General features: G+C 54.9%; 10 protein-coding genes. 6 read left to right on the top strand and 4 right to left on the bottom strand.

Going from position 1 to position 13679, the window contains the following annotated elements; all coding sequences use genetic code 11:
- Positions 1–9: 9 nt before the first annotated feature.
- Positions 10–993, bottom strand: coding sequence for an FAD binding domain-containing protein (locus EFA69_RS01625; RefSeq protein WP_123131335.1), 984 nt, complete (start codon positions 991–993; stop codon positions 10–12).
- Positions 990–1643, bottom strand: a complete 654-nt coding sequence (locus tag EFA69_RS01620) for a (2Fe-2S)-binding protein (protein ID WP_123131334.1) — start codon at positions 1641–1643, stop codon at positions 990–992. Before EFA69_RS01620 ends, EFA69_RS01625 begins: the two co-directional genes overlap by 4 nt.
- Before the next feature lie 237 nt (positions 1644–1880).
- Here EFA69_RS01620 and EFA69_RS01615 point away from each other — a divergent pair, with 237 nt between their 5' ends.
- Together EFA69_RS01615 and EFA69_RS01610 are read left to right on the top strand one after the other, a co-directional pair.
- The gene (locus EFA69_RS01615) at positions 1881–2414 is read left to right on the top strand and encodes a GNAT family N-acetyltransferase (RefSeq protein ID WP_123131333.1); all 534 of its coding nucleotides are present in this window, start codon (positions 1881–1883) and stop codon (positions 2412–2414) included.
- Positions 2415–2501: 87 nt separating this feature from the next.
- Positions 2502–3395 (top strand): DUF6624 domain-containing protein, encoded by an 894-nt coding sequence (locus EFA69_RS01610; RefSeq protein ID WP_123131332.1) that lies wholly within the window; start codon positions 2502–2504, stop codon positions 3393–3395.
- Positions 3396–3784: 389 nt separating this feature from the next.
- On the opposite strand, the gene EFA69_RS01600 is transcribed toward EFA69_RS01610, so the two are convergent.
- The gene (locus EFA69_RS01600; protein ID WP_123131330.1) at positions 3785–5992 is read right to left on the bottom strand and encodes a B12-binding domain-containing radical SAM protein; all 2208 of its coding nucleotides are present in this window, start codon (positions 5990–5992) and stop codon (positions 3785–3787) included.
- A gap of 529 nt (positions 5993–6521) precedes the next feature.
- Between EFA69_RS01600 and EFA69_RS01595 the strand changes: the two genes are divergently transcribed.
- Together EFA69_RS01595 and EFA69_RS01590 are read left to right on the top strand one after the other, a co-directional pair.
- Positions 6522–7589: a DUF748 domain-containing protein gene (locus tag EFA69_RS01595; protein ID WP_123131329.1), complete on the top strand. Its 1068-nt coding sequence runs from the start codon at positions 6522–6524 to the stop codon at positions 7587–7589.
- Between the two features lie 80 nt (positions 7590–7669).
- Positions 7670–8284: a hypothetical protein gene (locus EFA69_RS01590; RefSeq protein WP_123131328.1), complete on the top strand. Its 615-nt coding sequence runs from the start codon at positions 7670–7672 to the stop codon at positions 8282–8284.
- 121 nt (positions 8285–8405) lie between these two features.
- Here the strand turns inward: EFA69_RS01590 and EFA69_RS01585 are convergent, their stop codons facing one another.
- Positions 8406–10169, bottom strand: a complete 1764-nt coding sequence (locus EFA69_RS01585; RefSeq protein WP_123131327.1) for a hypothetical protein — start codon at positions 10167–10169, stop codon at positions 8406–8408.
- A gap of 209 nt (positions 10170–10378) precedes the next feature.
- Between EFA69_RS01585 and EFA69_RS01580 the strand changes: the two genes are divergently transcribed.
- Both EFA69_RS01580 and EFA69_RS01575 read left to right on the top strand, forming a co-directional pair.
- Positions 10379–10666, top strand: coding sequence for a YciI family protein (locus EFA69_RS01580; protein ID WP_123131326.1), 288 nt, complete (start codon positions 10379–10381; stop codon positions 10664–10666).
- Between the two features lie 225 nt (positions 10667–10891).
- Positions 10892–13549, top strand: coding sequence for a cation-translocating P-type ATPase (locus EFA69_RS01575; RefSeq protein ID WP_123131325.1), 2658 nt, complete (start codon positions 10892–10894; stop codon positions 13547–13549).
- Positions 13550–13679: the final 130 nt, after the last annotated feature.

Here is a 13679-nt window from a genome sequence, read left to right as displayed (position 1 = left end):
GAAGAAGGGTTAAGCAACGCCCGATGCGTTTTTCAGGGCCTGTACAATGGTGTTAGGGCCTAAAGTGAGTTTGAATTTATTATGTTCAAAGGCTTTCGCGCCGCGCATGGCCAACTGGGCGGCTTGCCGGAAGGTGGCTTCAGTGGCGGGTTTGCCGGCTAGGAACTGTTCGGCCTCGTTCAGTCGCCATGGTTTGTGCGCCACGCCGCCCATCGCCAACCTCGCCGATTTGATGGTACTGCCGTCCAAGTCCAGTGCCGCGGCCACCGAAACCAGGGCAAAGGCATAGGAGTTGCGGTCGCGTATTTTGAGGTAATTCACGTTTTTGGTATAAGGGTTCTCCGGTACATCCACGGCCATAATCAACTCGCCCTGTTGCAGGTTGGTGTGGATTTGGGGCGTGTCGCCGGGCAGGCGGTGGAACTCCGCGAATGGGATTTTTCTATCGCCTTTGGGGCCGGAAACCAGCACGACAGCATCCAGCGCCACCAACGCCACGTTCATGTCTGAGGGATTCACGGCAATGCATTTGTCGCTGTGCCCGAAGATGGCGTGCATGCGGTTGTAGCCTTCCAGCGCGCCGCAGCCGGTACCCGGTTCGCGTTTGTTGCAGGGCATGGCCGTGTCATAGAAATAAGGGCAGCGCACGCGTTGCATCATATTCCCGCCCACGGTGGCCATGTTCCGGAGCTGCGCCGAGGCCCCCGCGTTTAAGGCCTGCGCCAGCAAAGGATGTTTCTCCAGCACCAGTTTGTCCTCGGCCACGGCTCCGTTCAGCGCCAGAGCGCCAATGCGTACGTTTCCGTTTTCCCGCTCTATTTTCCGGAGCGGCAATTTGTTGATGTCTACCAGTTTCTCGGGGTTCATGACGCCGCGCTTCATAAGGTCCACCAGGTTGGTGCCTCCGGCGATGAACACAGCCGACTGGTCTTTGGCTACCGTGTCAATGGCGGCCTTGGGTTTGCTGGGTTTTACGTATTGGAACTGAATCATACCCGCTGCCCTCCGTTTTTAACTTCTTTGATGGCGTTCACAATGTTGGGGTAAGCGCCGCACCGGCAGATATTCCCGCTCATAAACTCACGGATTTCATCGTCAGAATCGGCGTGGCCTTCCCGTACGCAGGCCACCGCGCTCATGATCTGGCCCGGCGTGCAGTAGCCGCACTGGAAACCGTCATGCTTGATGAACGCTTCCTGCATGGGGTGCAGCTTGTCGCCGTTGGCGAGGCCTTCAATGGTGGTCACTTCTTTGCCGTCTACCATGGCGGCCAGCGTAAGGCAAGACAGAACGCGCTGTCCGTCTACGTGCACGGTGCAGGCGCCGCACTGGCCGTAGTCGCAGCCTTTCTTGGTGCCGGTCAGGTGCATCTGCTCGCGCAGCAAGTCCAGGAGCGTTGCCCGCGGCTCTATAGACAGTTTGTGTTTTTTGCCGTTGATGCCTAGCGTCACTTTCACTTGCTCAAACACGGCGGCTACTTTCTCCTCAAACTTCAGCTCGGCGGCTTTGATGGCTGCGCTGGGAGCCAGAGCCAGGGCCGTCAAGAGCGAGGATTGCTTCAGGAACGTGCGTCGGGCATCTGAATGTTGAGGCCCGTTCTCCTCTTCAGGAAGGTTTTTTTCGGGGAATTTATCGGAAGACATATAAATGTGCGGTGGATTTCTGGTTTAACCTACTAGTATACGCAGGTACGTCCTTAGAAAGTGTATAAATAACGACTGAATCCAGATGAATTTCCACCGCTCAAATACTTGTTACGGGATTCCAGTTTGGGGCTGATTTCAGAAAAACGGCCTCTAAACGCAACGCTGACCTCGGTTTATCCGGAGCGGGATTCTCCTTTGATATTCTGGCCTGTATCTTTGCCTAAAAAACACTGTATGTCCGTTCACGCCACCAATACCTTCACCTTCCGCCCCGGCACTTCCGCCGATGCTTCTTTGCTCGCCAATTTAGGCTGGCGCACCTTTGACGAGACCTTCGCGGCCTACAACAAACCCGAGGACATGGAGGCCTTTCACTTTACCATGTACACCCCGGAACTTCAGGCCGCTGAACTAGCCGACCCGTACACGGAGTTCCTGATCGCTGAAGCCGAGGGCGAGGCTGTGGCCTACGTGAAATGGAATACCGCCCCGGCTCCCCCCGAAATCTCCGGAGAAAAGCCGTTCCAGATCAGCCGCCTGTACCTCCTACAAGCCTGGATCGGCCGAGGGTTAGGCGATACGTTGATGAAAATGAGCTTAAAACGCGCTCAGGAGCACGGGCATGACGTGGTGTGGCTCACCGTGTGGGAAAGCAACGAGCGCGCTATTAGATTCTACCAGAAATACGGGTTTCAGGAAGCCGGAGAGCTGGAGTTTGTGCTAGGCCAGGATGTGCAGCGCGATCTGTACATGCAGCGCCCGGTGTAAAGGGTATTTGTTAAAGTGTGTTAAAATGCGCGGTGGGCTGGTTCTTTCTGAATATATTTCCTAAAAGAAATACAAACTTCAGCCCTCATGAAAACAGCCTTTTTATTTCTGTTCTGTCTGCTTCTGCTGGTCAGTAGCCATCACTCTTATGCCCAATCAGCCGCCGATGCGTTTGCCAAGTATCAGGCTAAAGATTACAAAGCTTCGGGTCAGCTGTATGACCAAGCCCTGAAGGCTGGAAAAGGAAGTTCCACCGATCATTACAACGCCGCCTGCTCCTGGGCGCTGGCGGGTGACAAAACCAAAGCCTTCACGTACCTGAACCAGGCCGTAGCCAAAGGTTGGGAAAACAAAAGCCACCTCCAAACCGACACCGACCTCACCAGCCTGCACACCGACAAGCGCTGGCCGCAACTGGTGAAAGACTTGGAAACCCACCTGGCGAAGATAGAAGCCAACTATGACAAACCTCTGAAGGCCCAGCTGGAGAAAATCTATGTGACCGACCAGCAGTACCGCGGCATGATTGATTCTGTGCAGAAAAAGTTCGGGATGGAGTCTACCCAGATGAAAGATTTGTGGTCTAAGATTGAGGTGCAGGACGAAGAAAACAAAAAGCAGGTGGTGGCCATTCTGGAGAAACGCGGCTGGCCCGGCAAGAGTCTGGTGGGGCAGCAGGCCAGCCAGGCCGTTTTCCTCGTGATTCAGCACGCAGACAAAGCCACCATGGAGAAATATCTGCCTCTGCTGCGGGAAGCCGCCGCCAAAGGAGAAGCCTCCAAAAGCAGCCTGGCCCTGATGGAAGACCGGGTACGCATGAACCAAGGCTTACCGCAACTCTACGGCAGCCAACTCCGGATGAACCCGCAGACCCAGAAACCAGAACTCTACCAAGTGGAAGACGAAGCCAACCTAGACAAACGCCGCGCCGAGATGGGACTTGAGCCGATAAAAGAGTATTTGAAACGGTTTAACCTGTAGTTTCCTAATGAAAATAAAAATCTCCGTTTTTGGCCCGTTTTTCAGAAAACAGGCCAAAAACGGAGATTTTTAAATATAATATTTTAGCTGATTGTCCCCCTTTGAAGGGGGGAGGGGGATGATGACTCTTGCTGAGGAATACGCATTGCTGATCACCTCTATGGCGCGGAAGTTGAGCAAGAAGTGTTTATAATGAGTAGGAAGGAGATGATGGCTTTGATCAGCAGCTTTTTGTTTCTTCTCGGCGGCCTTGGTCATCCCCCTACCCCTTCAAAGGGGGACGGAATGCGTGCGGAGGAAATTGAGTCGTGAGTCCAGAGTTGGCAATGGGAGACCTTAGTAACAGATGAATCTTACTGATTCAGAACTTAAGACTCAGAACTCCCTCCTCATACCACCAATAACCCACGCTCCCGCAAATCCAGCCACGTATCCGTAATCAGAAATTCCTGGAAGGTAAACATCTGACCCTCGGGGTAATCCGCGGCTAGGTCCTTTAAAAGATATTTGGGGCCGTAATCTTCTGACAAACGCGTCAACCACGTATGCAGCCATTGGCCCACTTCGGGCGAGGTGCGGATTTCGTATTCCTCCGTTTTCTCGGTGAAGGTGAGCAGGGCGTTATGGAACGTGCGGCCTTTCTTCGTTTGGGTCACTACTTCTATTTCCGGGGCATTGCCAAGCCACAGCACGCGCAGGTTCTGCTTCTCAGAATCTGCGCGTGCTGTGGCTTCTACAGCCTGCGCAATCATGTTTTTGGGGTGGGAGGCACGTGGAACCTTGAAGTCAAACCAGAACGAAAGCGGCTCTTCCAGCCCGATGCCGTGCATGTAGTTATACAGCGCTTTCGCTAAACCCGCCCCGAAGAGTTCATGGTCTGCGCCTTGGGGGTCTTCATGCCACAAGTCATTGTCAGCGAACAGGCCGGGCTCCGGGCCTATTTTCACTACGCCGTACTTCTCGGGGTTCTTGCCGACTGGACTGTGGGCGGTCATGGAGAACCGGTGCCAGTAGCCAGACTGAATCACATTCTGCTCAAACAACTGCCGAACCACTTCCAGAGAATCAATGGTCTCTTGCGCGGTCTGGGTGGGGAAGCCGTACATCAGATACGCGTGTACCATGATGCCGGCGGTGGTGAAATCACGGGTTACCCGCGCTACCTGGGCAATGCTCACGCCTTTTTCCATCTTCGCCAATAATCGGTCTGAGGCTACTTCCAACCCACCTGAGACGGCAATACAACCGCTGGCGGCCAGTAGGCGGCAAAGGTCAGCGCTGAAGGTTTTCTCGAAGCGGATGTTGCCCCACCAGGTAATCTTCACACCGCGGCGCAGCAGTTCAATGGCCAAATCGCGCAAGGCCAAGGGCGGCGCGGCCTCATCCACAAAGTGAAAACCAGTCTGGCCCGTCTGCGCGATAATCTGTTCAATGCGGTCTACCAATAAGGCGGCAGGCGCGGTCTCATAGCGGGAAATATAGTCTAAGGTGATGTCACAGAAGGAGCAGCGTTTCCAGTAGCAGCCGTGCGCCACGGTGAGTTTGTTCCAGCGGCCATCAGACCAGAGGCGGTGCATGGGGTTGAGCACTTCCACCACGCTCAGGTACTCGTGCAGTTTCAGGTCACTGTAATCAGGAGTGCCTACCTCGGTGTGCGGAATATCGGCATCGGTGGCGCCGTTGATGTATTGTACTTGGCCGTTCAGCAACAGGAAGGTGCGTTGCAGTTGCTCCACTTCGCGCTGGCCTTGGAAAAACTCCAGTAAGCGCAGCCACGGGCCTTCGCCGTCGTCTAGCGTGATAAAATCGATGTACTTGAAAATGCGGGGTTCGCGCAGGCTTCTTAATTCTGTGTTTGGGTAGCCGCCGCCCATGAGCGTTTTCACGTGCGGGTATTTCTGCTTGATGAACTGCGCCAACCGCAACGCGCCGTACAGATTACCGGGGAACGGCACCGAGAAACCAACCACATTGGGCTGAACTTCCTGCATTCGCTCGTCCAATAAATCCAGCAAGAGTTGGTCCACCAGATTGGGCGTGGTTTGCAGCTCATCTTCCAGCGGGTCAAAAGAGGTGGCGCTCAGGGCCAGTTTATCGGCGTAGCGGCTGAAGCCGAAGTGGGGGCAGACGGTCTCCTTGATTAAATCGGCTAAATCTTCTAAGTATAAGGTTGCTAGGTGCCGGGCGCGGTCGGTGATGCCCATCGTTCCGAAGGCTTCCTCCAAATCTGCTAACTGCAAAAAACGGCTCGCCTCGGGCAGAAACGCGCCCATGGCGATGGGGTGAGCCAAGGTGCTGTCGCGGCCTTGCAGGAACTTTATAACCGGCTCCACCGTGTCCAGGTACGACTTCCGCAGGCGCAGCATGCGCTGGCTGTTATCTGACAGCTCATATGTGCCCTCCAGAATGGCCTGACACACTTGATTCAACCCTCGGCGGGAGAACAACCGCAACACCAACTCCAAACCAAAATCTGCTTGGGTTACGTCAAACCCTCTTCCGCACAGAAATCCTTTGATGTAGGCGGTGGCGGGATAGGGCGTGTTGAGCTGCGTGAGCGGCGGCGTAAGGAGCAGGATTTTGGGAGCGGCGTTCAAGGTATTCTATTTTGGGCAAAGGTAGTAAAAGGAGTGCGGTATCACCTCACCCCCGGCTCCTCTCCCGCGGAGAGGGGAGTTTTCCGTTTAGCGGCTATTTTTCTGAAAACAGGCCAAAAACAGGAATTATATTCTCCTGGCGCGAGTCTCCAGACTCGTGACAAAACGTGCGTGGAGTCTCCAGACTCCAATATGCACGCATTTCCGGCTGGTGGTTCCCGGCGAGTCTGGAGACTCGCTTCACGGGTAGTCACGAGTCTGGAGACTCGCGCCAGCGAATTGCTTTTTTACCATCAACATCAATCAGGGACAATCAGCTATTTCAAATAGACCTCGTAGCGTCAGGAGGACCTGCGAGCGTCTACATCATTCCTGTTTTCGGCCTCGTTTTCCAAAAACAGGTCGAAAATAGCGCGTATACTGTGTCTGGAGAAACAAGTGAAAAGTGCTATGAGTTCAGCCCCAGAAGTGAGCAAATTAACAGTAATGGCCTAACTGCGTAAAAAGCTTGCAGAAAAGGAAATGAATTATGGCTATTCGGCTCACCAAACCATTGAAAATAGTACTCACCCTTGTGGTGCTGCTCCTCGCGTTCCGGATTGCGCTGCCGTACATTGTGAAAAATTACGTAAACAAAACGCTGGACGAACTGCCCGGCTACACGGGCCACGTGGAGGATATTGACATTGCCCTCATACGCGGGGCGTACCAGATAGACGGGCTGGTGCTGCTGGAGGAGAAAGGCAACCCCAAGTACCCGTTCCTGCAGATCACTGAAACCGATTTGTCTATTGAGTGGAAATCTTTGTTTAAGGGCAAGCTGGTGGGCGAGGTCATCATGACCAACCCCAGGCTGAACATTCTGGCGGGCGGCTCTAAATCGGAAGACCCTACGCTGGACCACTGGACCGAGGTGGTGAAAGACCTCATGCCCATCACCATCAACCGCTTTGAGGTGCACAACGGCCGACTGGCGTTCCTTGATTTTTCGGCCTCGCCGGACGTGAAACTGCATCTGGATAACCTAAGGCTGACGGCGCTCAATCTGGCCAACGTAGAGGAGGTGGGGAAAAAACTCCCTTCCTCGGTGACGGCCACCGCCTCTTCCATTGGCGGCGGGGCGTTCAAAGGTAAAATGCAGGTGAACGCCCTCAAACGCATCCCAGACTTCGATGGTGATTTTCAGCTCACGGGCGTGAACCTCACCAGCCTCAACGCCTTCATCAAGGCCAACGCCAAGTTTGACGTGGAGCGCGGCAAGCTGGACATGTACAGCGAACTCAAGAGCACCAACGGCCAGCTAAACGGCTACATCAAACCCTTCTTTGAAGACATCAAAGTCCTGAACTGGAAGAAAGACAAGAAGGAAGGCGGTTTCCTGAGTGCCGTAAAAGAAGCCGTGATTGGTGTCTTCACCGAGGCCGCTGAAAACCAGCCCCGCGACCAGGTAGCCACCAAAATTCCCATCTCCGGCGACATCAGCAACCCCAAAACCAACGGCTGGAAAACCTTCATCAACGTGCTCAAACACGCCTTCATTGACGCCTTCAGCAAAGGGATAGAAAGTAAGTTGCAGAGTTCTGAGGATGGGAAGTGAGTTTTTGGCGCAGACGCTCGCAGGTCCTCCGGACGCTACGAGGTCTTGGGAGCAGGCGCAGTTGCAATAACGTATAATGAATGATGCAGCAGACGAAGGCACTGGAACCCGGCAAGTTCTACCATCTTTACACAAGTGGTAATAATGGGGAGACCGTGTTTGTCACGCAAGAGAACTACTTTTATTTCCTGCAGTTATACCGCAAATATGTAGCCCCGTTTGTGAATACCTTTTGTTATTGTATGTTGCCGAACCATGTTCATTTCCTGGTGCAAGTGAAGGAAGAGCAGTATCTGTTCAAGCCAAGTGAGATGAACCAGGAGCTGTTGCCGGTAACCGTTCAACGCCAGTTGAGCCACTTACTGAACGCCTTCACCAAAGCCATGAACACCCGCTATGGCCGTAGCGACAGTTTGTTCCAGAAACGTTTCAGAAGAAAAGAAGTGACCTCAGAAGCCTATTTTACAAGGCTAGTGTTTTACATCCACTTCAATCCGCAGCACCACGGGTTAATTCCTGATTTCAAAGAGTGGCCCTACTCTTCCTATCATAGTCTCTTATCAAAAAGCAAAACCAATCTGGAGCGAAACGAAGTTCTAAGCTGGTTCGGCGGCGCACATCACTTCAAACTATTCCACCAAGAGCTTGCCGATTTCTCCAGCATCCATCCACTCATAGAAGAAGATGACCTCTAGCTCCGTTATCGCCTGCTCCAAAGACCTCGTAGCGTCCGGAGGACCTGCGAGCGTCTGCGCCAACTTCCGTTTTTGGCTTGTTCTCTAGAAAATAAGCCAAAAACGGAAGCTGGTTTTTCATTTAATGCTGATGTTCCATCCCAGAAGCCCCAGACTTCTTACCCCCGCCCATCATCAAGCCTGGGTTCAACCGCAGGTAGATTTCCCCGGAAACGGGCGTCTTGCCATACAACGGCTTCAGTAATTTATCTGGCGCGAAAACAGTGGCCTGTACGCCCAGCGTCAAATACGTATTCGCAAAATTCGCCACGCGCTGGCTGGTGCCCAAGGTCAACGCGTGCACGTCAAAGACCTCATGGTGGTCAAACTGGCTGGCCAGGTCCAGTTCGCCAGGTGTTTTCTGCACGTACTCATAGCGGCCGTACACCGCGGTTTTGTTCATCTGCAGGTTAGCTTCGGCAATGGCCGAATGCTCCTGGTGGTGGCCGCCGCCGTTAAAGCCCCAGATCAGCGCCGAGGTGAAGAATCTGTCTCCGCCCCCGGCTAATGCTCGGCTATACAAGGCAGAGGCCGTGGTGCGCGTCACGTCTTCCTCGGGCTCCAAGGACTCCGGGCTCTTCAGCCAACCTCTGGATACTTGCAGTGCCCAATTCTCAGTGGGGTTGTAAGACAGACGGGCGGCGTACGAATCAAAGCGGGCTTTGTCAAAGTCATAGCGGTTTTCATCGGGTTCGCGGCCCGTAAAGTTGGAGCCTTCCAGCTTGAAGTTCTTGTACCGGAAGCCCAGCGTGGCCACCCCAAACGTGATGTGGGTGGCGTCCTGCCAGTGGTGCCCCAGCGGCGACTCCGGGTTGTTGAACGCCGAGATGCGGTGCATGAACACGGGCGGACCAATCACTGGCTCGGCAGGATAACCCAAGAAGCCGTACACGTCCACGTCTTCGTTCACCATGTGCGTGTAGCCCACACTAATCTCTGAGAACAAATCATGCGGGTGCTGGCGGTCTACCAGTCTTTTGCCGCCGCCATACGTCTCGCCGCTCTGGAACAGGAGCGGGTAACCCCGGTCGCCCATGGTCAGTTCGTCCAGACTCAACATCACGCTGAAGCGAAGCAATCCGCGGCGGCCCACCTCGCGCTGCGCCATGCCCATAAACCAGTTGGGCGCATCCAGTTGAGAATCGCCGCGCGAGCCTTTGTCAAAAATATCCTGTCGGTTGTAGCGCAGCCAGAGTTGTCCGTGGAACATGAGCATCCAGTCGCCGGCGTGTTTCATGTAGCCGTACATGGGCGTGGCGTCTGGGTGCCAGCTGGTGCCGGAGCCGTTTCGGTTCATGGGCAGGTTGCGCGAGAACGAGTGGCTCATGCCGCCCATTCCCATGCCTGCGTGCTGCGTAGTGTCAGAAGCCATGGCGCCGTGGTTCATGTGCATGCCGGGGTTGTGCTGATGGTCTTTGGCGGTGTCCATGGGCATGGTATGTCCTTCATGGGTGGTTGTCTTTGCTCGGTTCATACTGTCAGCAGACATCTGGTGCCCTTGGTGTTTACCCGCGGAATCAGCGGCGGGCATGTGGTGTTGCGAGTGGTCTTGGTGCGTGACTGGCGGTGTCGCTTTCACCTTAGGGGCAGCATGCTTTTTCGGCGTAGCCGAGGGCTGGATTTTCTGGTTTGTCTTCGCCGGCGGCGGGGCGGGTTTATTGTTCTTCGGCTGTGCCTTAGATGGCTTGGCCGTGACATGAGCAGGGGCGGCCGTTTGCTTTTTGGGAGCGGGCTTTACCTCCTGCTTCGTTTCTTTCTTTGCGGGCGGCGTGTGGTGCTCGTGCTGCGCCGCAGCCGTAAAACATAGGAAGGAAAAAGCTATGCTGAGGGTGAAAATTCGTTTCATAATAAATGCAGTATGTAATTGGGTGAAAATCTGCTACAAAGAAAACGCAGGCCCGCCACCGGGGTTTAACACCATTCGGTAAGACTTGTGCATAATTTTATTGCTCGGGCCAAGTTTAGAAGAGGGCGTTCTGTTTTGAGCTTCTTTTCCAAAAAAGAGCCGCTAAACAGAAAGTTGCCGTAGCTTTGGGTAAAACAAGTGTCCTAATTATGTTCCTGATAGAACTTACCTACAAGGGTGCCTTCTCTGAGGTAGAACCCTTTATGGCCGAGCACCTGGCCTTCGTGGAGAAGCACTTCGCCAAGGGCAACTTCCTGGCCTCCGGCCGAAAAGTTCCGCGCACCGGCGGCCTCATTTTCTGCCAGGCCGTGAGCAAGACAGCGGTAGAGGAGCTCATGCAGGAAGACCCGTTTGTGTACCAAGACCTGGTGGAACTCACCGTAACAGAATTTGTGGCCTCCAGAGCCGTAGACACCTTAAAAGGGCTGTTGGCGTAGGTACCCGTTTAGCGGCCGTTTTTCCAAAAACAGCCCTAAACCAGCGAGGCCACATGCCCGGTGTACGGGGCATATGCACGAAATTTCAGGAACCGGCGGGAGACTTATATAAATCTACCGTAGAAGCCGTTAAGAAAGAGCTTGCATCCAGAGGGGGAGCGTGAACAGCAGGAGAGAGGTGCAGCCCGTATTACCAGTAATAAAAGCGAGTCAATCCTTAGATATATGGAATTTTACCAGCGTCCCACGCAAGAGATTTTACAGGAACTCAACACCCCCCAGCAAGGGCTCTCTGGAGCAGAGGCCCAGCAGCGGCTCCAGACCCACGGCTACAATGAGCTGCAGGAAGCCGAGCGCGACTCCGTCTTCAAACTGCTGCTAGAAACCTTCAAAGACCCCATGGTCATTGTGCTGCTGCTGGCCGCGGCGGTGCAGCTGGTGCTGGGTGAGGTCATAGAGGCCGTCATCATCTTTGCCGTGCTGGTGCTCAACGCCATTGTGAGCGTGGTGCAGACCAAAAAAGCCGAAGGTGCCCTGGATGCTCTCCGCCAGATGTCGGCGCCGTCTGCCAAAGTGCTGCGCGATGGCGTTACTCAATCTGTTGCCGCGCGCGAACTGGTGCCCGGTGATGTGGTGGTGCTGGAGGCCGGCGATTTCGTGTCTGCCGATGGGCGTCTGCTGGAAAGCGGTTCCCTGCGCGTAGACGAAGGCATGCTCACCGGCGAGTCTGAAGCCGTGGAAAAACACACCGACGCCATTCCGGAAGACGTAGCCTTAGGCGACCGCAAGAACATGGTCTACAGCGGCGCGCTGGTAGTCTATGGCCGCGGCTCATTTGTGGTAACGGCTACCGCCGATAAAACCGAGATAGGAAAAATTGCCGGGCTCTTGGCCTCCGCCGAGGCCAAACAAACCCCGCTCCAGCGCAAACTCGCGGCGTTCAGCAAGAAATTAGGTTGGGCCATTCTGGCGCTGTGTATCCTCATTTTCGGGGTGGAAGCGGCGCGTGTCTGGCTGGGGGGCGACACTGGGAACATGACCAACGCCCTGCTCAAGGCTTTTATGTTTGCCGTAGCGGTGGCGGTGGCGGCCATCCCAGAGGCCCTTTCCTCCATTGTGACCATTGTGTTGGCCGTGGGCACCAATAAAATGGCCAAGCGCCACGCCATCATCCGAAAACTTCCGGCGGTAGAAACCCTGGGCTCCACCAGCGTCATCTGCACAGATAAAACCGGTACCCTCACCCAGAACAAAATGACGGTAGTGGATTATTTCGTGCCCCAGAAAACGGCCCCGGAGTTACCAGATGATCATGCCCAGTGGTCAGATTCTGAGCGGCGACTCATGGAAGTGGCCGTGCTCTGCAATGATTCCCAGATCAACGAAGACGGTGCCGAAGTAGGTGACCCCACTGAAATAGCCTTGATCGCGTACAGCAACAGCAAAAACCTGCCGTACCGGCAACTGCGGGAGCAGCACACCCGTGAGGCCGAACTGCCTTTTGACTCAGACCGCAAACTTATGTCTACCGTCTACACCTTAGACGGGCAGCGCCTACTCTTAACCAAGGGCGGCCCAGACGTAGTGTTCTCCCGCTGCTCGCGCATTCTGGTGAACGGACAGGAACAGCCGCTCACCCCAGACCTGAAAGAACACCTGCAAGACCAGAACGAAGCGTTTTCAGACCGGGCGCTGCGGGTGCTGGCTTTCGCCTATAAACCGCTCTCGGCCTCCGCTGCGGTCACCTTTGACGAAGAGAATGACCTAGTACTCGTGGGTCTGTTGGCCATGATTGATCCGCCGCGCGAAGAAGTCTATAGCTCCATTGAAGACGCCAAGAAAGCGGGCATCAGAACCGTTATGATCACCGGCGACCACAAGACCACCGCCCGCGCCATTGGCAAACAGATTGGCCTCATGGACGAAAATGACATTGCCGTGACCGGGCAGGAACTGGACCGTCTTTCAGACGAGGAACTGGACCGGAAGCTGGAAGATATTGCCGTGTACGCCCGCGTCTCGCCGGAGAATAAGATCAGGATTGTGCGGGCCTGGCAGAAGAAAGGCAAAATCACGGCCATGACCGGCGATGGTGTGAACGATGCCCCCGCCCTCAAACAAGCCGACATTGGGGTGGCCATGGGTAGCGGCACCGATGTAGCCAAAGACGCCGCCGCTATGATTCTCACCGATGACAACTTCGTTTCCATTGTGAGCGCCGTGGCTGTGGGCCGCACCGTCTTTGACAACATCAAGAAAGCCATCGCCTATTTATTCGCGGGCAACTTAGGAGCTATCATCGCTATTCTGTTCGCGCTGGCGCTGGACTGGATTAACCCGTTCACGCCCATTCAGCTGCTGTTCATCAACCTGCTCAATGACTCCCTGCCCGCCATTGCCCTGGGCGTAGAGAAAGCCGAACCCAACGTGATGCGCCGCAAACCGCGCGACATCAACGAGGGCATTTTTGCCGGTGGCACTTTGCGCAGTGTGCTTATGCGGGGCTTGATGATTGGGATAGCCGTGATCATTTCGCAGTGGCTGGGCATGCAGCATTCGCCGGAGATGAGCGTGGCCATGGCGTTCACTACCTTGATTCTGGCGCGTACGCTACAGACTTTTGCAGCCCGTTCCAACACCCAGACCGTTTTTGGCGCCGGCTTTTTCCAGAACAAATATGTGCTGGGGGCGGTGCTGCTGTGCTTCGGGTTGTACGGCCTCACGGTGCTGCCCGGCATCAGGGAAATCTTCTCCATTCCTGTCGCCTTCGGCTGGGCCGAGTGGCAGCGGGCGGCGGGGCTGGCGGTGGTGGCCGTTACTTTCATGGAAGTCTGGAAACTGACGCCCTGGGCAAGCGCCAACCGCGAGAAGAAGAAAGAATAAGTTTCTGTTTTAGGGCTGTTTTCAGAAAAAGAGCCGCTAAACAGACTGCCATCTTAACTATTTCCGCCTGAAAGATGTTGAAGGAAGAGGCCGGTCCCCTGCCTGCTTTAGGCAGACCCGGGAGTCGGCG

It is taken from the genome of Rufibacter immobilis (assembly GCF_003721565.1).
GTDB lineage: Bacteria > Bacteroidota > Bacteroidia > Cytophagales > Hymenobacteraceae > Nibribacter > Nibribacter immobilis.
Note: the sequence above shows the minus strand (reverse complement) of the source record. Positions and strands in the feature narration are given on the sequence as shown.